This window comes from Lichenihabitans sp. Uapishka_5, from assembly GCF_033947565.1.
Classification (GTDB): domain Bacteria; phylum Pseudomonadota; class Alphaproteobacteria; order Rhizobiales; family Beijerinckiaceae; genus Lichenihabitans.
In genome coordinates, this window is record NZ_JARPVX010000012.1 from 25,350 (window position 1) to 49,856 (window position 24,507).

Consider the following 24,507-nt stretch of genomic DNA (forward strand, 5'->3'; position numbering starts at 1 on the left):
ATTCCAATTGGATGTTAATCATTGGTCTCTAAACTGATCTCGGGCGCTACCGTGAAGCACGCCGGATAGGTATGACCTCCGTACCGAACTTGCATGTTCGGCGTGCTTCTCTGTAGCGCCCGATCGCAGTTTTCGCCGCCGATGCCCGCCAGGGTGCGGCGAATTGCATTTGTTAAGGCCCCAACCATCCCGGACTGCCGCGCGTTAGTTGCCGCTCGCAGGGATGTTGGAATGCCTCAAAAGACCACGCAGATGTCGGACCCGGAAGCGCCTCCGGTGCTGGTGTGCCTCCACTGGCTCGGCGGCAGCCGGCGCAGCTGGGATGCCTTGGCCGCGCGGCTCGCCCCTAAGGTCCGCGTTCTCGCCCTCGACCTGCCGGGCTTCGGCGACGCTGCCGATCAACCGGGTGCGTCGGTCGCCGCCATGGCCGAGCATGTCGCCGGGCTCATTCGCGCAGAAGCGCCAGCCCGCTGGATGCTGGCCGGCCACAGCATGGGCGCCAAGGTGGCGCTCGCCGTGGCCAAGATGGCCGAAGCCGGCGCGCCAGAACTGTCCGGCCTGTCCCATCTGGTGCTGCTGGCCGGGTCCCCTCCGGCGCCCGAGCCCATGGAGGACGCGCGGCGCGCCGAAATGCTTACCTGGTTCGCAGGCGATGCCGAGCAAAGCCGCACGGAGGCCCAGACCCTGATCGACGGTTCCGTCGGTGCGCCGCTCGATGCCGAGCCGAACGGGCACGCCGCCGCAGAGATCCTGCGCCTCAGCCGCGACGCCTGGACGGCTTGGCTCGAAAGCGGCAGCCGCGAAGACTGGGTAGAGCGCATCGGCACCCTTCGCACCCCCGCGCTGGTGATCGCGGGAGACAAGGACGCCGACCTCGGGCCGGACGGGCAGCAACGCTTGATGGTCCGGCATTTCGCCGACGTGACCCTGGAAGTGCTGCCGGGTGTCGGCCACCTGCTGCCGATCGAAGCCCCCGATGCGGTGGCCGGGTTGATCGCCACCCATGTGCTGGGGCGCGGCACCGCGATCCCACCGGACTACCGACGGTTCATCGCCTCCGATCGCGTCAGCGCCCGTACGCGGGGGCTGCTGCTTGACCGCGCAAAGCCGGTCGATCCGAACCGCTCCCCCAAGGCCATGACGCCGGCCCAGATGGCGGTGCTGCGCGCCGTGGTCGACCGCGTGCTGCCGCAACCTGCGCCCCGCATCGACATCGCGGCCGAGATCGACGAGGGCCTCGCCACCGAGCCGGGCGACGGCTGGCGCTTCGCCGACCTGCCGTCCGACCAGAACAGCTATCGGCACGGCCTCGACACTTTGGCGGAGCGGGCTCGGGCTACCTTTGCGTCTAGCTTCGAGGCGCTCGACGCCGAACGGCAGGACGACCTTTTGTCGGCTTTGGTCGACGGCAAGGCCTCGACCGAGCCGGCGCCCGGACCCGACCGTCTGAGCCCGCACCAGATGGCGTTGTGGTTCGAAGACCTGCGGGCCAATGTCGTGCGGGTCTACATGTCTCACCCGCTCGCCATGGCGCGCTACGGCTATAGCGGCATCGGCTATGGCGGCGACGGCCCTCGCCTGCAGGGCTTCCACACCCTCGGGCTCGGCAAGGTCGAGCCCTGGGAACCACACGCCATGGATACCGACCGATGAAGCTCGACGCGCAACGCCGTTATGGCCATGACGAGGTCGTCGATGCGGTGGTGGTCGGCACCGGCGCCGGCGGCGCGCCGTTGCTGGCCCGGTTGGCCCGTGCCGGCCTGAAGGTCGTGGCGCTCGAAGCCGGCCCCAATTGGGAGCCGCACCAGCACCCGGCCGACGAAGTGGCGGCCAGCGAAATCTACTGGACCGGCGAGCGCCTGTCGGGCGGCCCGATGCCGGAAGCCTTCGGCGGCAACAACAGCGGCGTCGGAGTCGGCGGCTCGACGCTGCACTGGGGTGCCTTCACGCCCCGGCCCGATGCCCGCGACCTGCGCCTGAAGACGGAGCTCGGCGTCGGGGCCGACTGGCCGGTCGCCCATGAGGAGTTGATCCGCTACATCGTGGACGTGGAGCGCTTCATCGGCGTGTCGGGGCCCGCCGACTATCCGTGGGACCCCGGACGGCGCTATCCGCTGCCCGCGGTGCCGCGCAACGCTTCGGCCGAGATCATGGCCGAGGCCTGTTCGCGGCTCGGCATCCGCACCGCCGACGCGCCCGCCGCCCTGGTGTCACGCGATTTCGAGCAGGAGGGCGGCCCGTTGCGGCAGGCCTGCGTCAATTGCGGCCATTGCCACCAGGGCTGCCGCAACGGCGCCAAGGTCAGCATGGACGTCACCTACCTGCCGGTGGCGGTGAGCCACGGGGCCGAGATCCGGCCCGAAGCGATCGTCCACACGATCGAGCGCGATAAGGCCGGTCGCATCACCGCGGTCGTGTACCGGCAGGGTGACACCGATCATCGCCAGCGTTGCGCCGCCCTGATCCTCAGCGCCGGCGCCGTCGAGACGCCGCGCCTCATGCTGCATGCCGGCCTTGGCAACAGTTCCGGCCAGGTCGGGCGCAACTACATGGCCCATGTGGCCACCCAGGTGTGGGGCACCTTCGAGGCGGAGACCCGGCCCAACAAGGGTTATCCCTCGTCGCTGATCACCGAGGACATGCTGCGCCCGCAGGATGCCGACTTTCAGGCCGGCTATCTGGTGCAGAGCCTCGGCATCCTGCCGGTCACCTGGGCCGCCCAGGTGACGCGCGGTCGGGGGCTCTGGGGCCAGAGCCTGTTCGATTACCTGCACCGCTACAACCACGTGGCCGGCATCGGCATCAACGGCGAATGCCTGCCGCATGACGACAACCGGCTGGAATTGTCGGACGAGGTCGATCCGATCGGCCTGCCGAAGCCCAAGATCACCTTCGGCTACCACGACAACGAGAAGGCCATCAGCCGCCATGCCGCCAAGCTGATGACATCGATCTGGGAAGCCGCGGGCGCCAGCGACATCTGGACCTTCGAGCGCTCCGCCCACACCATCGGCACCTGCCGCATGGGGCACGACCGGGACGGTGCCGTGGTGGACTCCGAGGGCCGCTCCTTCGATGTGCCGAACCTGTGGATCTGCGACAATTCGGTGTTCCCGTCGTCGCTGGCCGCCAATCCGGCCCTGACCATCATGGCGCTCAGCTTGCGCACCGCCGACGCCATGCTGCGCGACGGCCTGCGGTGACGCGACGCTTCGGCGCGGGCTCGCCGCCCCCGTCATCGACACCGGCAAGGTCGAAGGCGGGACGGTGGAGTTCCCCGCCTGGACGGCCCCGACAGAACGCCCGGCCGGGCCGCCGCCCGCGCCCTTGCCGCCGGGCGAGCGCGTCGGCTTCGCGGTGGTGGGCCTCGGACGCCTGTCGCTGGAGGAAATCCTGCCGGCCTTTGGCGAAACCAAGCAGGCCAAGCTCGTGGCGCTCGTCAGCGGCACGCCCGACAAGGCCAAGGCGGTGGCGGCCCAATATGGCGTTTCGCCGGAGGCCCTCTACGGGTATGCCGATTTCGACGGGCTGAAGAACAATCCCGCGATCCAGGTCGTCTACGTCGTGACGCCCAACGGGCTGCACAAGGAGTACGTTGTCGGCGCCGTCCGGGCCGGCAAGCACGTGCTTTGCGAAAAGCCGATGGCGACCGGGTCGGCCGATGCCCAGGCCATGGTGGACGCCGCCAAGGCGGCGAACCGCACCTTGATGATCGCCTATCGCTGCCAATACGAGCCCTATAACCGCGCCGTCCAGAAGCTGGTGCGCGGCAAGACCTTCGGCGCCACCGGCTTTATCGACGCCGTCAACGTGCAGAACATGGCGGCGCCCGACCAATGGCGCTTCAACAAGGCCCTGGCGGGCGGCGGCGCCCTGCCGGATATCGGCCTTTACTGCCTCAACGGTGCCCGCTTCATTTCGGGCGAGGAGCCGGTGGAGATTTCGGCCCGCATCTGGAGCAGTGCCAACGATCCGCGCTTCAAGGAGGTCGAGGAAACGGTCAGCTTCACGCTGCGCTTCCCGAGCGGCCTCATCGCCAATTGCCTCGCCAGCTACGGCCTGCACGAAAGCCGCCGCATGGGGCTGCACGCCCCAGGCGCCGCCATCCAGTTCGACAATGCCTTCGCGTATACGGGCCACCGATTGAGCGTCGCCCATCGCGACGGCGAGGCCGAGTCGGTCGACGAGCGCCGGCTCGCGGCCAAGAACCAGTTCGCCCTCGAGATGGACCACATGGCCGAATGCGTGCGGACCGGCCGAGTGCCGCGCACGCCGGGGGAAGAGGGCGTGCAGGACCACAAGCTGATGGAGGCCATCTACCGGGCCGCCAGCAGCGGACAGGTGGTGAAGCTCGACCCGATCGAGAAGGAAGACGCGACCCGGGGACCGGCTTTGAGCGAAGGCTAGCAGCTGTCTGGGTCTTGCTGACGGAGACGGAGACGGATCTTCACGTCCCGCGAGATCGACGACCTGATCGGGCCACGTGGTTTCCCACTTGGCCCGACCGTCTTTCAGCGGCGGCGCCGGATCGACCCACGATGGCGTAGGGTTTGCTTGGCGGCCAAACCCGCTCGAAACCCCGGAAGCCCCATGTCCGTCCCCGCCCCGCCCGCCAAGGCCCGGTCGCTCCACACGTCCTTGTTCGCCCAGGTGGCGGTCGCGCTCGTGCTGGGGGTCGCGTTCGGCATCGTGGCTCCCGAGGGCGCTCAAACCCTGAAGGTCCTCAGCGACGCCTTCCTGAAACTCATCGGCATGATCGTGGGGCCGATCGTGTTCTGTGTCGTGGTGCACGGCATCGCGGCGACGGGCGACCTCAAGAAGGTCGGCCGCGTCGGCTTCAAGGCGCTGGTGTATTTCGAGGCCATGACCACGGTGGCACTCGGACTCGGCCTGCTGCTGGCCTATCTGGTCGGCCCGGGCCGGGGCATGAACATCGACCCTGCGTCCCTTGACGGAAAGGCGCTCGGCACCTTTCAGGACAATGCCCGCCACCTGCAGGGCGGCGGGGTGGGCGCCTTTCTGCTCAACCTGATCCCGACCACGGCCTTTGACGCCTTTGCGCGCAACGACGTGCTGCAGGTGCTGGTCTTCGCAATCCTGTTCGGCGTCAGCCTGTCGCTCGTCGGCGGCCGCGCCGGGCAGGCCGTCACCGACATGGTGGGGGCGCTCTCGTCCGTGCTGTTCAAGGCGATGGGGCTCGTCGTCAGGGTGGCGCCGCTCGGGGTGTTCGGCGCCGTCTCCTATACGGTGGGCCGCTACGGGGCGGGGTCGCTGGCCCAACTCCTGTCGCTGGTGGCGTTGTTCTATGCGGCCGTGGCGCTGTTCGTGCTGATCGTGCTCGGGGCCGTGATGCGGCTCACCGGGCTCAGCATCCTTCGCCTTATCGCCTTCTTCAGGGCCGAACTCGCCATCGTGCTCGGCACCGCCTCGTCGGATGCGGTGCTGCCGCAGGTGATGCGCAAGCTCGAGATCCTTGGCGTGAAGCCCTCCGTGGTCGGCCTCGTGGTGCCGACCGGCTATTCGTTCAATCTCGACGCCTTCTCGATCTATCTGACGCTCGCTGTGGTGTTCATTGCCCAGGCCACCAACACGCCGCTGTCGCTCGGCGACCTGCTGCTGGTCCTGGCGATCTCGCTCGTCACCTCGAAGGGCGCTCACGGCATTCCGGGGTCGGCCATCGTGATCCTGGCCGCGACCTTGAATGCCGTGCCGAGCATCCCGGCCATCGGCCTGGTACTGGTTTTGTCGGTCGACTGGTTCATCGGCATGGCCCGCGCGGCCGGCAACCTGCTGGGCAATTGCGTCGCAACCATCGTGGTGGCCGCTTGGGAGGGCGACCTCGACCGGGCACGGGCCAAGGCCGTGCTGAGCGACCCTACGGTCGCGGGCGACCTGCTGCGAACCGATGCGGGCGATCCGCTTCCCGAAGGCGCCTGAGCGGTTTCAAGCGAGCGCGGCATCCAGCACCCGCAGCTCCGCCCGCCCGGCGCCGCCGTGGCGGTTGACCGTCAGCGTGCCGGCGAGATGCACCGGGCGGCCGAGCGCCGCCCGCAGCCCTTCGCCGAGAGCCGTGCCGGCGGACCGGAACGCGATGGCCGACAACCGCGCGCCGTCGCCGGCCTCGACGGTCAAGCGCAGGTGGTCGGTGCCGACGGGCTGCACGGCGCGCAGCTGGTGCGTCGCCAGCGCGATGACGGGTTCGGGATTGCCGGCCCCGAAAGGCCCGGCGCCGTCGAGCGTGCCCACGAGCTCGGTCGTCAGCGCCCGCGCGGTCAGCACGGCGTCGACCTGCAGCGCCGCAGCCTGACGGGCTTGCGCCACCGCGTCGCCCACGGCGCTATCCAGAAAGGCGCGGAACGCGTCGATGCGGTCGGTCATCAGCGTCACGCCGGCCGCCATGGCGTGGCCGCCCCCCTTGATCAACAAGCCCGACGCCACCGCTTCGTGCACGACACGGCCGAGATCGACGCCCGGAATCGAGCGGCCCGAGCCGGTGGCCCGCGCACCATCGACCGCCAAGGCGAAGCACGGCCGGTTGAAGCGCTCACGCAGCCGCGACGCCACCAGGCCAACGACGCCGGGGTGCCAGGATTCGCCGGCGCAGACGACCGTCCGGCCTTCGGGCGCGTCGCCCGCGAAGGCCAGGATGGCATCGGCTTCGGCCTCGTCGACGGCCGCGCCCTCGACGACGCGGCGCTCGCGGTTGAGGCGGTCGAGGTCGGCCGCGATGCGGGCGGCCTCGACGGGGTCGTCGGTCATCAGCAGCCGGGCGCCGAGCGCCGCATCGCCGATGCGGCCGCCCGCGTTGATGCGCGGCCCGATCAGGAAGCCGAGATGATAGGCGGTGGGCGGCCCATCGGCCCCCGCGACGTCGAATAGGGCCCGCAGGCCCGGTCGGGCGCGATCCCGCATCACCGCGAGCCCCTGGGCCACGAAGGCGCGATTGAGCCCGGTGAGCGGCACCACGTCGGCCACCGTGCCGAGCGCCACGAGGTCGAGCTCCGCCAACAGGTCCGGCAGGGGGCGCTTGTTCCAGAACCCTTGTGCCTTCAACCGCCGCTGCAGCGCCACCAGCACCATGAACACCATGCCGGCGGCGCACAGGTGACCGAGGCCCGACAGGTCGTCCTGCCGGTTGGCGTTCACCACCGCGACCGCCGGCGGCAACGCCGCCGTGGCGCGATGATGGTCGATCACCACCGTGTCGAGGCCGAGGCGGCGCGCCTCAGTGAGGGCTTCCGGGCTGCCGGTGCCGCAATCCACCGTGACCAGCAGCGTGGCGCCGGCCTGGGCCAGCCGCCCGATGGCGGGGCCGTTGGGGCCGTAGCCTTCGGACACCCGGTCGGGGATGTGGACCATCGGGTCGAGCCCAGCCCGCCGCAGATAGGAGGCCAACAGCGCCGCCGAGGTGGCGCCGTCGACATCGTAGTCGCCGAACACCGCCACCCGCTCGCGCCGGGTCACGGCGGCGGCCAGCCGCTCCACCGCGGCCGGCATGTCGACCACCGTGTCGGGGTCCGGCATCAGGGCCCGCAGAGTCGGGGCCATATGGCTCGAACACGACTCCACCGTGACGCCGCGCCCGGCCAGCACCCGGGCCAGCAGATCGCTCAAGCCATGATGCTGGCTGAGCGCCAGCGCCTGGCCGAGGCCGCCGGCATCCAGCCGCTCGCGCCAGGAGGCGCCGAGGAAAGACTGCTCGACATTCAGGAAGAACGGGTGGGACGTCACGGATCTCCGGCCTTCGTTTCCGATTTGTTCACTGTTTCGCACCGATGTGTGGCATAGTGGATTTGCGTGCGGGCCGCGAGGGCGAAGCGGGCCCTGGCCCTCATTCCGGCCGGAGCGAAGCGCAGAGCCGGACCCGGCTTTGCCGCCCCGGAATGAGGAAGCGGGGCCGCGCAACACGATCCCCTAGATGGTAAGGACGCTGCGGAAGTAGGATGGCGATGGACGACAACGACCTGTTCGGCGAAGGTGAGCGGAGCCCGGAGGCACGCGAAACACGTCCCGCCCCGGCGCGCGCGCGCCGCCCGGTCGAGCCGATCGCCACCGGAACGCCGGGCGAGGCCGGCTATACGGCCGCCTCCATCGAGGTGCTGGAAGGGCTTGAGCCGGTGCGGCGGCGGCCCGGCATGTATATCGGCGGCACCGACGAATCGGGGCTGCACCACCTGTTCGCCGAGGTGATCGACAATGCCATGGACGAGGCCGTGGCGGGCCACGCCACCTTCATCGAGGTGACGATCGAGCCCGGCAACCGCGTCACTGTGACCGACAACGGCCGCGGCATCCCGGTCGACCCGCACCCGAAGTTTCCCGACAAATCCGCCCTCGAAGTCATCATGACGACGCTGCATGCGGGTGGCAAATTCGACTCGGGCGCCTATCAGACCTCCGGCGGCCTGCACGGTGTCGGCGTTTCGGTGGTGAATGCGCTGTCCGAGCGGCTCGACGTCGAGGTGGCGCGCGGCCAGATGCTGTATCGCCAGAGCTTCGCCCGCGGCCTGGTGCTGGGGCCATTGGAAACGGTCGGCCGCGCGCCGAACCGCCGCGGCACCCGGGTGCGCTTCACCCCCGATCCGACGATCTTCGGCGCGGAGGCGACGCTCGACCCGGCGCGGTTGTTCCGCATGTCGCGCTCGAAAGCGTATCTGTTCGGCGGCGTCGAAATCCGCTGGCATTGCGCCCCGGAGCTCGTCGCCGGCAAATCGATCCCGGCCGAGGCCACCTTCAAGTTCCCGGCCGGGCTGAAGGACTACCTGGCCCAGGACACGGAAGGCCGCAGCTTCGTGGCCGACCAGTTCTTCGCCGGCAAGGTGACGAAGCCCGCCGGCCATGGCTCGGTCGAATGGGCGGTGGCCTGGCTCGCCGACGACGACGGCTTCGTGCATTCCTACTGCAACACCATCCCGACCGCGCTTGGCGGCACCCACGAAACGGGCCTCAGGGCCGTGCTGTTGCGCGGGCTGAAGGACCACGCCGAGCGCATCGGACAGGCCAAGCGCTTCGCCACCGTGACGGCCGACGACGTGATGCTGAATTGCGCCGCGCTCCTGTCGGTGTTCATCCGCGAACCGGAGTTCCAGGGACAGAACAAGGGCCGGCTGATGACCGTCGAGGCGGCCCGCATCGTCGATGCCGCGCTTCGGGACAGCTTCGACCATTGGCTGGCCTCGATGCCGTCGCAGGCCCTGAAGCTCGTTGAATGGAGCCTGGAGCGCGCCGACGAGCGCCTGCGCCGCCGGGCCGAAAAGGACGTGGCCCGCAAGACCGCGACCCGCAAGCTGCGGCTGCCCGGCAAGCTGGCCGATTGCTCGATGAGCGCCGCGCAAGGGTCGGAATTGTTCATCGTCGAAGGCGATTCGGCCGGCGGGTCGGCCAAGCAGGCGCGCGATCGCGCCAGCCAGGCGGTTCTGCCGCTCCGGGGCAAGATCCTCAACGTCGCTTCGGCCACCAAGGACAAGCTCGCCGCGAACCAGCAGCTCGCCGACCTGTCGCAGGCTCTCGGTTGCGGCACCGGCCAACACTACCGCGACGGCGACCTGCGCTACGACAAGATCATCATCATGACGGACGCTGACGTGGACGGCGCCCATATCGCGTCGCTGTTGATCACCTTCTTCTTCCGGCAGATGCCGAAGTTGATCGAAGCCGGCCACCTGTTCATCGCGCTGCCGCCCCTCTACCGGCTGACCCAGGGCACGAAATCCGTCTACGCCCGCGACGATGCCGACAAGGACCGGTTGATCAAAGCCATGAAGGGCAAGGTGGAGATCAGCCGCTTCAAGGGTCTCGGCGAAATGCCGATGCAAGACCTGCGCGACACCACCATGCATCCGATGCGGCGCAGTCTGTTGAAGATCGCGGTGGCTCGGGAAGAAGGCGAGGACACCACGGCGGCAGCCGTGGAGCGGCTGATGGGCAACAAGCCCGAAGCCCGCTTTGCCTTTATCCAGGAACGCGCCCCGCAGGCGGCGGCGCTGGTGGACCTGTAAGGCTCGCCGTCGGCGGCCGACATTCAGTACACCGTCCGTCGAGGACGCTTCGCTGGGCCGGCGGCTCGACCGTGCGGTCCCGAAGCAGCCGGCGATCCATCCACAGCGCCGAGACGCAAAACCGCGCCGAGGTCAACCTAATTCTTGACTTTGACGGTAGAACACTTATGTCGGCCGGGACGGTGTGGACGAGGGGTTCCGCCGTTTTCGCGGCTGGCAGAAATGGCCGGCTATCAGGCGCGCCCGACCTTTGAGGCGCCGCATCGGCTCTGCCAGAATAGCGACACATGAGCTTTCAAGACCTCGGATTGAGCGACAAGGTTGTTCAGGCCGTCCAGGCGTCCGGTTATACGACGCCCACCCCGATCCAGCAGGAAGCCATTCCGCATGCGTTGAAGGGCCGGGACATTCTCGGCATCGCGCAGACCGGGACCGGCAAGACGGCGGCCTTCACGCTGCCGATGTTGTCCCGGCTGGAGCAGGGCCGCGCCCGGGCCCGCATGCCCCGGACGCTGATCCTCGAACCCACGCGCGAACTCGCCGCGCAGGTCGAGGAAGCTTTCAACAAATACGGCGCCCAGCATAAGCTCAACGTGGCTCTGCTGATCGGCGGCGTCGCTTTCGGTGAGCAGGAACAGAAGATCATGCGCGGCGCCGACGTGCTGATCGCAACGCCGGGCCGCCTCATCGACTTCTTCGAGCGCGGCAAGCTGCTGCTCAACGGCATCGACATTCTGGTGATCGATGAAGCCGATCGCATGCTCGACATGGGCTTCATCCCCGACATCGAGAAGATCTGCAAGCTGGTGCCCTTTACGCGGCAGACCTTGTTCTTCTCGGCCACCATGCCGCCCGAGATCACCCGCATTACCGAACAGTTCCTGCAGAATCCGGTGCGGATCGAGATCGCCCGCGCGGCTTCGACCGCCCCGGCCATCACGCAGGGCCTCGTGGCTTCCGCCTCCGGGGCCGCCAAGCGGGAAACACTGCGCCGCCTGATCCGGGGCGCCGAGGGCCTGAAGAACGCCATCATCTTCTCCAACCGCAAGCGCGACGTGGCGCTGCTGGCGAAGTCGCTCGAGAAGCATGGGTTTTCGGTCGGGTCGCTGCATGGCGACATGGACCAGCGGTCCCGCATGGCGTCGCTCGACGCCTTCCGGAACGGCGACGTGGCGCTGCTGGTGTGTTCCGATGTGGCGGCGCGTGGCCTCGACATTCCGGATGTCAGCCACGTGTTCAACTTCGACGTGCCGCACCACCCGGAGGATTATGTCCACCGCATCGGCCGCACGGGCCGCGCCGGTCGCCTCGGAACGGCCTATTCGATCGTGACCAGCGACGACACCCGTTACATCGACGACATCGAAAAGCTGATCGAGCGCAAGATCGACTGGGAAGGCGCGACGCTGGCCGAAACGCCGGAGGGCGAGGTCGAAGCCGAGGGGCCGCCCCGCAGCCGGCGCCATCGCGACAGCGCCCGATCGGGACGCGGCGAGGGTCGGACGGCCCGAGACGGTGGCCGCGGCGAGCGTTCGGCTTCCCCGCCCCGCAAGGAGCGCGAGCGCAGCGTCGAGGCGGCGTTGCCCGAGGAGAAGGAAACCCGCAAGCCGCAGGATAGCGAGAAGCCGCAGCGCCGGGAATCCGCACGCCGCGAGGCACCCCGCCGGGACGCACCCCGCCAGGAGGGCCCCCGCCAAGAGGCGTCACGCCAGGAAGCGCCCCGCCGTGAGGCGTCGCGGTCGGACGGCGCGCGCCACGAAGCGCCGCGCGGCCGGTCCCGCTGGCAGGATGAGGACGACGTGCCGGTGGTCGGCCTCGGCGACCATGTGCCGTCCTTCCTGTTGCGCGCCGTCAAGCTGCCGCCCCTCAAGGACAGCTGATACGGCCCGAACCGCGTCACAGCGCGGTTCGGGATCAACGAAAGGGCGATGCGGTCACGGGCGCGAAGTCGATGAAACGGCTTCGTTGGCCCCGGAAGCTGTGCCCGCCTGCCCTGTTAGCTGGTGCGGGTCAGGGCGAGAGCCGCGCCAGCGCCGATCATCAGGCTTCCCGTGATCCGGCTGCGTAACCGGGCGCGACGCGTCAGCCACGGCCGCAGGCGGGTGGCCAGCAGCGCCCAGCCCGTATCCACCAGGGCTGCCGTGACCAGCAGCGTCGCGATCAGGATGGCGACCTGCGGGCCGAGCGGCGCGCCGGCATTGATGAATTGCGGAAACAAGGCGCCATAAAAGAACAGCGTCTTCGGATTGGTGGCGCCCACCACAACGGCCCGGCGGAACGTCGGGCCAAGCGGCTGGTCGCCAGCCGCCACGGAGGCTAGATCAAGCGGCGGTCTGCGCCACTCGCGCAGTCCGAGGCCGACAAGATAGATCACGCCCACCCAGCGCAACAGCGTCAACCAGGCGCCGAGCTGGGCCAGCAGCGTACACAGGCCGAGGCCCGCCAGGGCGGCCTGGGTGCCATTGGCGAGGTTGGCGCCTGCCATCGTGGTCAACCCGTGCCGTAGCCCGTGGCGCACCGTATTGGCCACGAGCAGGGCGACGTTCGGCCCGGGGATCAGCATCAACACCGTCACGGCGCCCAGGAAGGCAGACCAAAGGCGGGGGTCCATACAGCCTGCCGCCTTTGGTCGAGACTACGAGGCTGCGGCCGCGAAGGCTTCGGGCTGGGCCGGCGTGATGGCGACGCTTTCGCCGCAACCGCAGGCCGAGGTCTGGTTCGGGTTCTCGAAGACGAAGCCCGACGCCAGCTTGTCCCGCTTGAAATCCATACGGGTGCCGAGAAGAAAGAGGATCGCCTTCGGGTCGATCAATACCCGGGCGCCCTTGTCCTCCACCACCTCGTCGAATTTCTCGGCGCTTTCCGCGAAATCCATCGTGTAGGACATGCCGGCGCAGCCGCCGTTCTTGATCCCCACCCGCAGGCCGAACAGTGGCCGATCGGCATCCTCGACGATCTCGCGGATGCGCTCCGCCGCCGCGTCGGTCAGCGTCATGACTTTGAAGGACGGCTTGCCGGCCATGAACAGGCTCCTGTGCGTGCCGGCGTGACGCCGACCTTTCCCAAATGGGTGTGCGGATCCGATTGTGCCAGATCGGCGACCGTCGCGCCACCCGGGCACGCCACGGGCCGGAGGAGGTTGCATCATGGTCGCGTGATCGCCATCCTGACGGATGCGGATGGCCGCACCGGCGATCGAGGGTTTATCGAAAACCCTCACGATGCTGGCTGCTGGCAAACCCCGAGTGGCGGAGTACGTGATGCAGGAGCGGTTGGCGAAATTCGGCATCGGACAGGTGGTCCGCCATCGGCGCTACCCCTTCCGCGGCGTCATCTACGATGTGGACCCCGTCTTCGCCAATACGGAAGAATGGTGGCTTGCCATCCCCGAGAACATGCGGCCCATCAAGGACCAGCCGTTCTATCATCTGTTCGCCGAGAACCACGACACCGAATACGTCGCTTACGTGTCGGAACAGAACCTGCTGCCCGACGCCTCGGCGGAGCCGCTGCGCCATCCGCAGATCGGCGAAATGTTCGAGCGACGGGACGACGGGTCTTACCAGGTCAAGGCCGCACAGGGCCATTAAGGGTGGTGGGCGGCCTGTAGCCGCCCACCCAATCCTTACTTCGCGGCCGGGGCGGCGGCGGCAGGTGCGGCCGGGGTCGCGGGCTTGGCGGCGCCGCTCTGCTCGAGCTGCTGGCGCTGCGCCTGGGCCTTGGCCTCCAGCTGCTTCTGCAGGTCCTGCTGCATCTGCTCCTGCTTGGCCTGCAGCACCTTCGGGTCGATCGCGGCGCCGTCGAAGGCCTTGCCGAAGCCGGCGAGCGGCATCGTGAAGGTCACTTCGTTGTTGGCCGAATTCTTGAACGCGACGTTCAGCGTGGTGCCCTTCTTCAGCGCGTCGACCTGCGGGCCCTTGATGCGGGTTTCCGCGAAGCAGCCGTTCGGCATGCAGATCTCGAACTGGCCGTCGACCTGGGCGCCCTTGTCGACCGAATACCGGAAGCCGGGCTTGATCAGCAGCCCGACCGGCGTCAGCAGGCGGAACACGCGGCTGTCGTCGCCCGTCACGTCGTAAACCGCGAGCGCGATGGCGGGCGGCTGGTCGGCCGCGGTGGAGAAGTCGCGCGTCGTGTAGCAGATCTTCTTGCCGTTGCCGGAATCCTGACCGCACACCTTCACCCAGTCGGAGCCGGTGGAGATGAGGTCGAGCTTGACCGGGCCTTGCGGCTGCTGGCCGGCCGCAGGGGCCGGGGCTGCCGCGGCCGGCGCGGCGGCGGGCTTCGATTGGGCAAAGGCCTGGCCGGTGAGGCCGGCAAGCCCCGCGAGGGCCGTGACGGCCAAGCAGGTTGAACGAAACTGCATCCCTGATCCTTCTCAAAAAACCTTGGTGGTCCGGCGCCGGATGGTCGGAGCCGACCACGTCGAGACGTGTGTCGTGCCGTCCGTCCCGGGGAATCGCGTGCTCTTCATCCGCCAATGAGGCGATAAGGTGACGGCTGTCTTAGCGGGTCGGGCGGGGCGTGGCCAGAGCCCGCAAATCCCTTGCACGACCGGGTCGCGCAGGCCATGAGGCGGGGCATGGTGATGCTTCGCGGTCTTTTGGGAATCGGGGTGATCGCGACCGGGCTCGCGGGCCGCGCCATGGCCGATGAAGCGATCGCGTCGCATGGCACGCCGGCCCTGATGGCCCCCTTCGCGGCGCTCCCGTTCGTCGATCCGGCGGCCCCCAAGGGTGGTCGCGTGTCGCTCTGCTTCCTGGGGACGTTCGACAGCCTGAATCCCTTCAACCTGAAGGCGGGCTCCACCGCCCAGGGCATGGTGACCAACGTTTACGAGAGCTTGATGACGCGCTCGCCCGACGAGCCGTTCACGCTCTACGGCCTGATCGCCCGATCGCTCGACACCGACGAGGCCCGTTCGTTCGTCACCTTCCACCTCGATCCGTCGGCACATTTTTCGGACGGCACGCCGATCCGGGCCGAGGACGTGCTGTTCAGCTTCGACCTGTTGAAGCGGCATGGGCGGCCGCAGCAACGCGCCGCCTTCGGGCTTGTTCACACCGTTTCGGCACCCGACCCCCTCACGGTGCGGTTCGACCTCACGGGCCTCGACGACCGCGAGATGCCGTTGACGCTCGGGTTGATGCCGGTGTTGTCGAAGCAGCACACCGATGCCGGGCATTTCGATAACGCCACGCTGGTGCCACCGGTGTCGAGCGGCCCCTACCGGATCACCGCGGTCGATCCGGGCCAGAAGCTGACGCTGACGCGCGACCCGCATTATTGGGCCAAGGACCTGCCGGTGCGGCGCGGCTTCTTCAATTTCGACACGGTCGCGCTGACCTATTACCGCGACGCCAACGGCCTGTTCGAAGCCTTCAAGGCCGGCCTTTGCGATTATCGCATCGAGACCGAGCCGACCCGCTGGCTGACCGGCTACGACATTCCGGCGGTGCGCGACGGTCGCATCACCAAGCAGGCGATCCCATCCGGCCTGCCGAAGGGCATGGAGGGCATCGCCTTCAACACGCGCCGGGCGCCGCTCGACGACATCCGGGTCCGGGAAGCGCTCGGCCAGATGTTCGATTTCGAGTGGCTCGACCAGAACCTGTTCGGCGGCCTTTACACCCGCACCGGCAGCTTCTTCGCCGATAGCGAACTGTCGTCGGCCGGGCGCCCCGCCGACGGCCGCGAGCGGGCCCTGCTGGCGCCCTTCCCGGATGCCGTGCGACCCGACATCATGGCCGGCACCTGGACGCCGCCGCGCTCCGATGGCTCCGGCCGCGACCGGCACCAGGCCGAGGCGGCCCTGACCCTGCTGGGAAAGGCCGGCTACCGGCTCAATGGCTCGACGCTGGTCGATGCCAAAGGAACTCCGCTCGCCCTCGAGATCATGGCGGCCGACCGGCATCAGGAGCGGCTGGCCCTGATCTACGCCGACAGCTTGCGCCGCATCGGCGTGACGCTCACGGTGCGCACCGTCGACGAGGTGCAATATCAGCGGCGACGGCAAAGCTTCGAGTTCGACCTGATGTTCGGCACCTGGACGGCGTCGCCGTCGCCCGGCATGGAACAGCGCTCGCGCTGGTCTTCGGCAAGCGCCGACCAGCCGGCCTCCTACAACCTCGCCGGTGCCCGCTCACCCGCCCTCGATGCCCTGATCGCCGCCATGCTGGCGGCCCGTACCCATGAGGATTTCGTGGCCGCTGTGCGGGCCTATGATCGGGTTTTGTTGTCGGGCTTCTATATCGTGCCGCTGTACCACACGAAGGAGCAATGGATCGCCTATTGGTCGCGGCTCGGCCATCCTGAGCGCTTCCCGCTGTTCGGGGTCTCCAATGTGACGCCGAGCGAAACCTGGTGGCGCCAGCCATGACCGAACCAGACCCTTCCCCGGCCCGCGCGGCACTCGACGGCGGCATCGTGACGATCGACGTCGTGTCGGACGTGGTCTGCCCCTGGTGCTATCTCGGCAAGCGTCGGCTAGAGGCTGCGGTGGCCATGGCCGACGGCCCGGTCGCCATTCACTGGCGGCCCTTCCAGCTTGATCCGACCGTGCCGCCGACAGGGCTCGAGCGGCAGGCCTATCTGCAGAACAAACTGGGCGACCAAGTCAAAATCGACGCGATCCACGATCGCCTGACCGAGACCGGCGCCGCCGTCGGCATCCCCTTCGCGTTCGATCGTATCAGCCGCGCGCCCAACACGCTCGATGCCCACCGCCTGATCCGCTGGGCCGCCACGACCGGCCGGCAGGAGGCCGTGGTGGAGGCCCTGTTCTCGGCCTACTTCATCGAAGGCCAGGACATCGGCGACCGGAAGATCCTTGTGGGCCTGGCCGGCACTGCGGGCCTCGATGCGACCCTTGTGCATCGCCTGTTGATGAGCGGGACCGACGAGGCCGATACCCGGGCCGAGATCGCCAGCGCGGTGCGACTCGGTGTCAGCGGCGTGCCGTTCTTCATCTTTGCCGGGAAATATGCCGTACCGGGCGCTCAGGACGCCTCCGTGTTGGCCGGAGCCATCGCCAAGGCGAGAACCGAATCGCTCGCCTAGACTAAGCTGAGCCCAGCCAAGGCCATCATGGGCACACGAGGTCGATACGGTGTCGCAAGGCGCTTGGCTGAAGGTATTTCAGCGGGCAGCGGCATTGCAAAAGTGAAGAGCCAGGGCTTAACACACAAGCAACAAACGCCGCGAACTAGTAGCGGCTAACTATCAGAAGAGCTGATGATTGGTGGAGCCAGACGGAATCGAACCGACGACCTCTTCAATGCCATTGAAGCGCTCTCCCAACTGAGCTATGGCCCCACTGTCTTGACGCAATGATCGTTGGGACGATCTGCGATGCGGCGGGCGTCTCGATGACGGCCGGCGATGGCGGGTGTATAGCGGGAGGCTGGGTGAAGCTCAAGCCCCAAAATCGATTTGGCGGTTGGAACCCCACATTGGTCGGCGATCAAACATCCTGAAGGTGGGCAGCCCGGCGCGGCAGAAAGGCATAGGCGGTCGCGAAGGCAACGCCGCAGAGCACAGTCGCATAGCCGAAGAACCAGGACTCGTGGCCGGCGCCCTTGAACGGCAGCGCCACATATTCGGCGGTGCCGCCGAACAGCGCGTTGGCCACCGCATAGGACAGGCCCACGCCGAGGGCGCGGAGCTCGGGTGGAAACATCTCGGCTTTCACGATGCCGGCAATCGCCGTGTAGAACGACACGATGCAGAGCGCCGCCGTGACGAGCCCATAGGCGAACACGGCTGCGTCACATGGCCGATCACCAGCATCAGCGGGATCGTTCCCAAGGTCGACAACGCGCCGAAGGTCAGCATCGAAGCGCGCCGACCGATACGGTCGGACAGCAGGCCGAAGGCGGGCTGCAGCAGCATGTAGGTGAACAACACCGCCGTCATGACCCAGTTGGCGGTGCGATCGTTCATCCCGGCCGTGTTGACCAGATATTTCTGCATGTAGGTGGTGAAAACGTAGAAGCTGAGCGAGCCACCGGCCGTGTAGCCCAGCACGACCAGGAAGGGTTTGCGATGATATCGGAACAGGGCTCGGACCGACCCCGCCTCCCGGCTGTCTCGCCCGGTCTCGGTCAGGGTTTCCGGCAGGGCGCGTCGCAAGACGAACACCACGAGGGCACCCACAGCCCCGAGCGCGAAGGGGATGCGCCAACCCCATTGCTGCAAGGCCGCGTCCGACAGGCCTTGCTGGAGCCCCACCACCACGAGAGAGGCCAGCAACTGGCCGCCGATCAGCGTCACGTATTGGAACGAGCTATAGAATCCGCGCCGGCCAGGCAGCGCCACCTCGCTCATGTAGGTGGCCGCCGTACCGTATTCGCCGCCGACCGACAGTCCCTGCAGCAGGCGCGCAAGCAACAGCAACACCGGCGCCGCCATACCGATCTGCTGGTAGGTGGGCAGCACCGCCACGGCCAACGACCCGCCGCACATCAACAACACCGACACCATCATGGAGGTACGCCGGCCGTACCGGTCAGCCAAGCTGCCGAACAGCCAACCACCCACGGGACGCATGAAGAAGCCGACCGCGAAGATGCCCGAGGTGTAGAGTAGCCGGGTCGTCGCATCGCCGCCTGGCACGAAGGCTGCCGCGAAATACAATTGGGTGAAGGCGTAGGCGTAGAAGTCGTACCACTCGATGAGATTGCCGGCGGAACTGCCCAGAACCGCACCGACGCGTCGTCGTTGGGACGCTCCGGCCATCGGATCGGCCACGCTGGCGTCTTGCAAACCCATGTCGCCAGCCGTCACGTTGTCGAGAGGCGGGTAACCGAATGCCAGCGTGGCGATTGAAGTCGTGCACGCGGCGCACGATGTGCTGCCATTGGAGTACGAGCATGGGCCTGTTCACCAAGGACATCAAGACGCTGAACGACCTCTTCGTCCATCAGCTGAAGGACATCTATTACGCCGAAAATCGCATCGCCAAGGCGCTGCCCCAGATGATCAAGAAGGCGACGAATGCTGCGCTGAAGGAAGGGTTCGAGCTGCACCTGACCCAGACCGAAACGCATATCAAGAACGTCGAAGAGGTGTTCCGCATGCATGGCGTCGCGGTCGAGGCCGTGACCTGTCCGGCGATCGACGGCATCATCAAGGAAGCCGAAGAGGTGGCTGGCGAGGTGGCCGATAAGCAGGTGCTGGATGCGGCGCTGATCGCGGCCGCCCAGGCGGTCGAGCATTACGAGATGACGCGCTACGGCACGCTCGTCGCCTGGGCCAAGAGGCTTGGTCGCGCCGATTGTGCTGCCGTGCTCGAGAAGAACCTGAAGGACGAGAAGGATGCGGACGCCAAGCTGACCGCCCTGGCTGACGCGGAGGTCAATCGCCTCGCCGCCTGATCGCTGACAGTCGCAAAACGACGGGCGGTCCTCGATCGGCCGCCCCACTCCTGACACCCACGCAGGACAGCGCCCTAAGACACCTGACACAAAAAAGGGAGCTCAGGCTACGGCCTGAACTCCCTTTTGGTATTGTAGCGCCCCGAAGAAAACGTGGCGTCAGAACTTCAGGCCACCCTCGCGGGCCCCCTCGGCCACAGCCTTGATCCGGCCGTGGTACATGAACTGCCCACGATCGAAGACGACTTCCGAGATACCCTTCTCGATCGCCTTCTTGGCGAGCTGCTCGCCCACCACCTTAGCGGCCTCGACATTGGCACCCGTCTTCAGGGTTTCGCGGTTCCCCTTCTCGAGCGTCGAGGCCGACACCAGGGTCTCACCCTTGGCGTCGTCGATGATCTGCGCATAGATCTGCTTCGACGAACGATGCACGGAAAGGCGGAGCCGCCCCGTGGCCTTGATGGCGCGGCGGACGCGCTGGGCGCGCCGTTCGGCCTGGTTGAGCTTGGTCATATCAGGCCTCCTTACTTCTTCTTGCCTTCCTTGCGGAAGATGAACTCGCCAGCATACTTCACACCCTTGCCCTTATAGGGCTCCGGCGGACGCAGGGCGCGGATCTCCGAGGCCGTCTGGCCCACGGTGCGCTTGTCGTTGCCGCTGATGATCAGTTCGGTCGGACGCGGCGCCACGATGGTCAGGCCTTCCGGGATCGGAAAGGTGATGTCGTGGCTGTAGCCGAGCGACAGTTGCAGGTTCTTGCCCGCAACAGCCGCCTTGTAGCCGACGCCGGTGATCTCCAACTTCCGCTCGAATCCGGCGGTGACGCCGGTCACGATGTTGTTGATCTGCGCGCGCGACGTACCCCACATGGCCTGCGCGCGCTTCGAATCCGAGCGCGGGTCGACCTTGATCTCGTCATTGGCGAAGGTGACGGAGCAATCGTCCGGCACCGTGAAGCTGAGCTCGCCCTTGGCGCCCTTTACGGACACCGTCTGGCCTGTGACGGTTGCGGTGACGCCCTTGGGCACCGGGACCGCCTTTTTTCCGACTCGAGACATGATGTGATCCTTCCCGGCCGTTCGCTCAGAACACCTTGCAGAGCACTTCGCCGCCAACATTCTGTTCGCGAGCGATGTGATCCGCCATGACGCCCTTGGGCGTCGACATGATGGTAATGCCGAGGCCGTTGGCGACGCGCGGCATCTGGGTGACGGCCGAGTAGACCCGGCGACCGGGCTTCGACACGCGCTGGATTTCCTTGATGACCGGCAGGCCATCGAAGTACTTCAGCTCAATATCGAATTCCGTCCGGCCGTTGCCGAGGTCGGTCTGCGAATAACCGCGGATGTAACCTTCCTGCTCGAGCACATCGAGCACGGACGCACGCAGCTTGGAACCCGGGGTCGAAACTTTCCCCTTGCGGCGCATCCCGGCGTTGCGGATGCGGGTGAGCATATCGCCCAGTGGATCATTGACCATCTGAGGCTCCCCTTACCAGCTGGACTTCACGAGGCCCGGGATCAGGCCCTTGTTGCCCAATTCCCGAAGCGCGATGCGCGACATCTTCATCTTGCGATACACCGAGCGCGACCGGCCCGAGACTTCGCAACGGTTCCGAACCCGGATCGACGCCGAGTTCCGCGGCATCTCGGCAAGCTTGAGGCGTGCCTCGAACCGCTCTTCCATCGAGAGGCTCTGATCGGCGGCGACCTTCTTCAGGGCCAGACGCTTGGGCGCCAGACGCTCGACGAGAGCCTTGCGGTTGTTGTTCTTCTCAACTGAACTTTTCTTTGCCATGTCCTACGTCCTTGGTGTCCGCGTTTGAGCGTGGTGCGACCCCTCAGGGCCGCCGCTCACTGCCGGAACGGGAAGTTGAAGGCCTTGAGGAGCGCGCGAGCCTCCTCATCGGTCTTGGCGGTGGTGCACACGATCACGTCCATGCCGATGACGGTTTCGACCTTGTCGTAGTCGATCTCGGGAAAGATGATATGTTCCTTGATGCCCATGGCGTAGTTGCCACGACCATCAAAGCTCTTCGGGTTCAGGCCGCGGAAGTCACGCACGCGCGGCAGCGCGATCGTGGTCAGACGGTCCAGGAACTCGTACATCCGAGTGCCACGCAGCGTCACCTTGGCGCCGAGCGGCATGTTCTCGCGCACCTTGAAGGTCGAGATGGCCTTCCGGGCGTGGGTAATGACCGGCTTCTGACCGGCGATCAGCGCGAGGTCGGCTGCTGCGGTCGACACCTTCTTGGTGTCGCTCACCGCCTCGCCAACGCCCATGTTGAGCACGATCTTGTCGATCTTCGGCACCGCGAAGACGTTCTTGTAACCGAATTCTTGCGTCAGCTTCTGCCGGATTTCGTCCTGGTAGAGCTGCTTCAGCCGGGGCTGGTAGCCCTGCGGCGGAGCGGACGCGACGGAGGTGTCGAACTGACCGACCGAGCCACGGGCAATCTTGCCGGGGGCCGGGGCGGAGCTTTTGGTTTTCGCCTCAGCCATCGATCAACTCTCCCGACTTCTTCGCAACCCGCACCTTGCGGCCGTCATCCATCACCTTGAAGCCGACGCGGACCGGCTTGCCGGCCTTATCCATCAGCGAGAGGTTGGACAGGTGAATGGGGGCTTCCTTCGAGATAATGCCGCCCTGTTCGGTCTGGGTCTGCTTCGTGTGGCGCTTCACCATGTTGATGCCACCGACACGCGCCCGGTCCTCCTTGGGGTAAACCTCAAGAACTTCGCCGTCCCGACCCTTGTCGCGTCCGGCAAGAACGATGACCTTGTCGCCCTTCTTGATCTTGGCAGCCATTACAGCACCTCCGGCGCGAGCGAGATGATCTTCATGTGGTTCTTGGCGCGAAGCTCGCGCGGCACCGGTCCGAAGATGCGGGTGCCAACCGGCTCGGACTGATTGTTGATCAGTACGGCGGCGTTGGTGTCGAAGCGGATGACGGAGCCGTCAGCGCGTTGGATGTCCTTGGCGGTCCGAACCACCACGGCCTTCATGACATCACCCTTCTTCACGCGACCGCGCGGAATGGCCTCCTTGATGGAGACCACAATGATATCACCTACGCCGGCGTACTTCCTTTTGGAACCACCCAGCACCTTGATGCACATAACTCGGCGCGCGCCGGAATTGTCCGCGACGTCCAGGTTTGTCTGCATCTGAATCATGGCTCAAGCCTTTCGATCTTTCCCGGACCCTGTGAACCCGAAGGCCACGGAGGGAAACTCAGATGATTGTTGTCGCCCCGGTTGCCCGGCGCGAGGTGCCCTCTCGGCCTGCTCTTACGAGCAAGCGAACGTGAAGCCGTCGGGGCAAGCCTCGGCTCCACATGTCGTACAATCACGAAAGGACCGACCGCCTAACGCGAACCGCCCTCCCCTGCTGTCGCAAAGGAGGGAGGCCACAACCTGCTTTAAGGCGGGGTTGCCGCCTCATACAAGAGAATTACGCCTGTGTCTCGCCCGAAGTGGCGACGGCGGCGCGCGGCAGCACGGCCCAGCGCTTTAAACGCGAGATCGGACGGGTTTCCTCGATTGACACCATGTCGCCGACCTTGAACTGACGACCCTCGTCATGCGCGTGGTAGTTCTTGGTCCGACGCACGGTCTTCTTCAGCAGCGGATGGGTGAAGCGGCGCTCCACCTTCACCACCACGGTCTTTTCCTGCTTGTCGCTGACGACAGTGCCCTGGAGGATACGCTTCGGCATCTCAAATCACCCGTTACTTGGCGCTGCGCTTCTGCGCCGCAATGGTCTTGACCCGCGCGATATCGCGGCGGACGACCCGGACACGGGAGCTGTTTTCCAGCTGGCCCGTGGCGCGCTGGAAGCGGAGGTTTAACTGTTCCTTTTTCAGCTTCTGGACTTCGTCCGAAAGCTGGTCATCGGACATCGCCTTGATGTCGGACAGGCGCTCAGAGGATTTCATGGTGCCTGCTCCCTTATTCGGCGATGCGTTCGATGAACTTGGTCTTGATCGGCAGCTTGGCGGCCGCGAGGGCCAGAGCCTCACGAGCGAGTTCGACCGGCACGCCGTCGAGCTCGAACATGATGCGGCCGGGATGGACGCGGGCGGCCCAGAATTCCGGAGCCCCCTTGCCCTTACCCATGCGGACTTCGGTCGGCTTCTTCGACACCGGCACGTCCGGGAAGATACGGATCCACACGCGACCGGCGCGCTTCATATGACGCGTCAGGGCACGGCGGGCAGCCTCGATTTGGCGCGCGGTGACACGCTCCGGCTCGAGAGCCTTGAGGCCGAACTGGCCAAAGTTGAGTTCGAAGCCGCCCTTGGCCGCACCGTGGATGCGGCCCTTGAACGCCTTGCGAAACTGGGTGCGTTTCGGTTGCAGCATGGGGTTTCTCTAACTCTTCTCGGCTGCGCTCAGGCGGCGCGGTTGTCGCGATCGCGGTCCCGACGACGACGATCGCCACCACCGCCCGAATGGTCCTGTTCCGCGGCGCGCTTGTCCTGCGCCATCGGGTCGTGCTCGAGGATCTCGCCCTTGAAGATCCACACCTTGATGCCGCACGTGCCGTAAGCCGTGTTGGCCGTCGCCACGCCGTAATCGACATCGGCGCGCAGCGTGTGCAGCGGCACCCGTCCTTCGCGATACCACTCAAGGCGCGCAATTTCGGCACCGCCGAGACGACCCGCACAGTTGATGCGGATGCCCTGTGCACCGAGACGCATGGCCGACTGAACGGCCCGCTTCATGGCGCGACGGAAGGCGACGCGACGCTCGAGCTGCTGCGCGATAGAGTCCGCCACCAGGGTGGCGTCGACTTCTGGCTTCCGCACCTCGGTGATGTTGATCACCACCTCGGAGGCCGTGATCTTCGACACCATCTTGCGCAGCTTGTCGATATCGGCGCCCTTCTTGCCGATCACCACACCCGGACGTGCCGACTGAATAGTGACGCGGCACTTCTTGTGCGGGCGCTCGATGACGATCTTGGAGACCGCTGCCTGCTTCAGCGCAGCCATCAAGGCTTCGCGGATCTTCATATCCTCATGGAGGAGCTTTGCGTATTCGCCCTTGGTGGCGAACCAGCGCGAGTCCCACGTCCGGTTGATACCGAGACGCAGACCGATCGGATTGACTTTCTGACCCATGGTATTGGTC

The 24,507-nt window shown here is 66.7% G+C and carries 25 protein-coding genes, 1 tRNA gene and 1 pseudogene; 10 read left to right on the plus strand and 17 right to left on the minus strand.

Annotated elements, in window-relative coordinates:
• Positions 1-231 precede the first annotated feature (231 nt).
• From P7D22_RS07320 to dctA, 4 genes are all read left to right on the plus strand, one after another.
• Complete coding sequence (locus P7D22_RS07320) at positions 232-1,653, plus strand: alpha/beta hydrolase (protein ID WP_319933569.1); 1,422 nt, start codon at positions 232-234, stop codon at positions 1,651-1,653.
• Positions 1,650-3,203, plus strand: a complete 1,554-nt coding sequence (locus P7D22_RS07325; protein ID WP_319933570.1) for a GMC family oxidoreductase — start codon at positions 1,650-1,652, stop codon at positions 3,201-3,203. The genes P7D22_RS07320 and P7D22_RS07325 overlap by 4 nt, the downstream gene beginning before the upstream one ends.
• Before the next feature lie 64 nt (positions 3,204-3,267).
• A complete protein-coding gene (locus P7D22_RS07330; RefSeq protein ID WP_319933571.1) occupies positions 3,268-4,407 on the plus strand; it encodes a Gfo/Idh/MocA family protein in 1,140 nt (379 codons plus the stop codon).
• Positions 4,408-4,590: 183 nt separating this feature from the next.
• Positions 4,591-5,937, plus strand: a complete 1,347-nt coding sequence (gene dctA / locus P7D22_RS07335) for a C4-dicarboxylate transporter DctA (RefSeq protein WP_319933572.1) — start codon at positions 4,591-4,593, stop codon at positions 5,935-5,937.
• Positions 5,938-5,943: 6 nt separating this feature from the next.
• Here the strand turns inward: dctA and recJ are convergent, their stop codons facing one another.
• The gene (recJ, locus tag P7D22_RS07340) at positions 5,944-7,731 is read right to left on the minus strand and encodes a single-stranded-DNA-specific exonuclease RecJ (protein WP_319933573.1); all 1,788 of its coding nucleotides are present in this window, start codon (positions 7,729-7,731) and stop codon (positions 5,944-5,946) included.
• A gap of 212 nt (positions 7,732-7,943) precedes the next feature.
• Here recJ and parE point away from each other — a divergent pair, with 212 nt between their 5' ends.
• Together parE and P7D22_RS07350 are read left to right on the plus strand one after the other, a co-directional pair.
• The gene (parE, locus tag P7D22_RS07345; protein ID WP_442916044.1) at positions 7,944-9,998 is read left to right on the plus strand and encodes a DNA topoisomerase IV subunit B; all 2,055 of its coding nucleotides are present in this window, start codon (positions 7,944-7,946) and stop codon (positions 9,996-9,998) included.
• A gap of 287 nt (positions 9,999-10,285) precedes the next feature.
• Positions 10,286-11,878 carry a DEAD/DEAH box helicase gene (locus tag P7D22_RS07350; protein ID WP_319933575.1) on the plus strand — a complete coding sequence of 531 codons (1,593 nt, stop codon included), beginning with the start codon at positions 10,286-10,288 and terminating at the stop codon, positions 11,876-11,878.
• 116 nt (positions 11,879-11,994) lie between these two features.
• Here P7D22_RS07350 and P7D22_RS07355 read toward each other — a convergent pair whose 3' ends face one another.
• Positions 11,995-12,609, minus strand: a complete 615-nt coding sequence (locus P7D22_RS07355; RefSeq protein WP_319933576.1) for a LysE family translocator — start codon at positions 12,607-12,609, stop codon at positions 11,995-11,997.
• A 24-nt stretch (positions 12,610-12,633) separates the two neighbouring features.
• On the minus strand, positions 12,634-13,020 hold the full coding sequence (sufA, locus tag P7D22_RS07360; RefSeq protein ID WP_319933577.1) for a Fe-S cluster assembly scaffold SufA: 387 nt from the start codon (positions 13,018-13,020) through the stop codon (positions 12,634-12,636).
• A 238-nt stretch (positions 13,021-13,258) separates the two neighbouring features.
• On the opposite strand from sufA, the gene hspQ reads away from it, so the two are divergent.
• The gene (hspQ, locus tag P7D22_RS07365; RefSeq protein WP_319933635.1) at positions 13,259-13,588 is read left to right on the plus strand and encodes a heat shock protein HspQ; all 330 of its coding nucleotides are present in this window, start codon (positions 13,259-13,261) and stop codon (positions 13,586-13,588) included.
• Positions 13,589-13,623: 35 nt separating this feature from the next.
• Here the strand turns inward: hspQ and P7D22_RS07370 are convergent, their stop codons facing one another.
• Entirely contained in the window at positions 13,624-14,364 is a 741-nt protein-coding gene (locus P7D22_RS07370) for an invasion associated locus B family protein (protein ID WP_319933578.1), read from the minus strand.
• Positions 14,365-14,586: 222 nt separating this feature from the next.
• Here P7D22_RS07370 and P7D22_RS07375 point away from each other — a divergent pair, with 222 nt between their 5' ends.
• A complete protein-coding gene (locus P7D22_RS07375; RefSeq protein WP_442916046.1) occupies positions 14,587-16,377 on the plus strand; it encodes an extracellular solute-binding protein in 1,791 nt (596 codons plus the stop codon).
• Positions 16,374-17,057 (plus strand): DsbA family oxidoreductase, encoded by a 684-nt coding sequence (locus P7D22_RS07380; protein ID WP_319933580.1) that lies wholly within the window; start codon positions 16,374-16,376, stop codon positions 17,055-17,057. The genes P7D22_RS07375 and P7D22_RS07380 overlap by 4 nt, the downstream gene beginning before the upstream one ends.
• A gap of 179 nt (positions 17,058-17,236) precedes the next feature.
• Here the strand turns inward: P7D22_RS07380 and P7D22_RS07385 are convergent.
• Positions 17,237-17,312 (minus strand) — tRNA-Ala (locus P7D22_RS07385).
• A 148-nt stretch (positions 17,313-17,460) separates the two neighbouring features.
• Positions 17,461-18,767, minus strand: a pseudogene (locus P7D22_RS07390) (MFS family transporter).
• A gap of 101 nt (positions 18,768-18,868) precedes the next feature.
• Here P7D22_RS07390 and P7D22_RS07395 point away from each other — a divergent pair.
• Positions 18,869-19,372: a YciE/YciF ferroxidase family protein gene (locus tag P7D22_RS07395; protein ID WP_319933581.1), complete on the plus strand. Its 504-nt coding sequence runs from the start codon at positions 18,869-18,871 to the stop codon at positions 19,370-19,372.
• A gap of 159 nt (positions 19,373-19,531) precedes the next feature.
• On the opposite strand, the gene rplR is transcribed toward P7D22_RS07395, so the two are convergent.
• The 11 genes from rplR to rpsC all read right to left on the minus strand — a co-directional run bounded on the left by rplR (position 19,532) and on the right by rpsC (position 24,497).
• Positions 19,532-19,885, minus strand: a complete 354-nt coding sequence (rplR, locus tag P7D22_RS07400; protein WP_319933582.1) for a 50S ribosomal protein L18 — start codon at positions 19,883-19,885, stop codon at positions 19,532-19,534.
• A gap of 11 nt (positions 19,886-19,896) precedes the next feature.
• Positions 19,897-20,430, minus strand: a complete 534-nt coding sequence (gene rplF, locus P7D22_RS07405; RefSeq protein ID WP_319933583.1) for a 50S ribosomal protein L6 — start codon at positions 20,428-20,430, stop codon at positions 19,897-19,899.
• Between the two features lie 25 nt (positions 20,431-20,455).
• Positions 20,456-20,851, minus strand: coding sequence for a 30S ribosomal protein S8 (gene rpsH / locus P7D22_RS07410; RefSeq protein ID WP_319933584.1), 396 nt, complete (start codon positions 20,849-20,851; stop codon positions 20,456-20,458).
• Between the two features lie 12 nt (positions 20,852-20,863).
• On the minus strand, positions 20,864-21,169 hold the full coding sequence (gene rpsN / locus P7D22_RS07415) for a 30S ribosomal protein S14 (protein ID WP_319933585.1): 306 nt from the start codon (positions 21,167-21,169) through the stop codon (positions 20,864-20,866).
• A gap of 56 nt (positions 21,170-21,225) precedes the next feature.
• Positions 21,226-21,873 (minus strand): 50S ribosomal protein L5, encoded by a 648-nt coding sequence (gene rplE, locus P7D22_RS07420; protein ID WP_319933586.1) that lies wholly within the window; start codon positions 21,871-21,873, stop codon positions 21,226-21,228.
• Positions 21,866-22,180, minus strand: a complete 315-nt coding sequence (rplX, locus tag P7D22_RS07425; RefSeq protein WP_319933587.1) for a 50S ribosomal protein L24 — start codon at positions 22,178-22,180, stop codon at positions 21,866-21,868. Before rplX ends, rplE begins: the two co-directional genes overlap by 8 nt.
• Complete coding sequence (rplN, locus tag P7D22_RS07430; protein ID WP_319933588.1) at positions 22,180-22,548, minus strand: 50S ribosomal protein L14; 369 nt, start codon at positions 22,546-22,548, stop codon at positions 22,180-22,182. Before rplN ends, rplX begins: the two co-directional genes overlap by 1 nt.
• Positions 22,549-22,825: 277 nt before the next feature.
• Positions 22,826-23,089 (minus strand): 30S ribosomal protein S17, encoded by a 264-nt coding sequence (gene rpsQ / locus P7D22_RS07435; RefSeq protein WP_319933589.1) that lies wholly within the window; start codon positions 23,087-23,089, stop codon positions 22,826-22,828.
• A 13-nt stretch (positions 23,090-23,102) separates the two neighbouring features.
• Complete coding sequence (gene rpmC, locus P7D22_RS07440; RefSeq protein ID WP_319933590.1) at positions 23,103-23,309, minus strand: 50S ribosomal protein L29; 207 nt, start codon at positions 23,307-23,309, stop codon at positions 23,103-23,105.
• A 13-nt stretch (positions 23,310-23,322) separates the two neighbouring features.
• On the minus strand, positions 23,323-23,736 hold the full coding sequence (gene rplP, locus P7D22_RS07445; protein WP_319933591.1) for a 50S ribosomal protein L16: 414 nt from the start codon (positions 23,734-23,736) through the stop codon (positions 23,323-23,325).
• 29 nt (positions 23,737-23,765) lie between these two features.
• The gene (gene rpsC, locus P7D22_RS07450) at positions 23,766-24,497 is read right to left on the minus strand and encodes a 30S ribosomal protein S3 (RefSeq protein ID WP_319933592.1); all 732 of its coding nucleotides are present in this window, start codon (positions 24,495-24,497) and stop codon (positions 23,766-23,768) included.
• Positions 24,498-24,507: the final 10 nt, after the last annotated feature.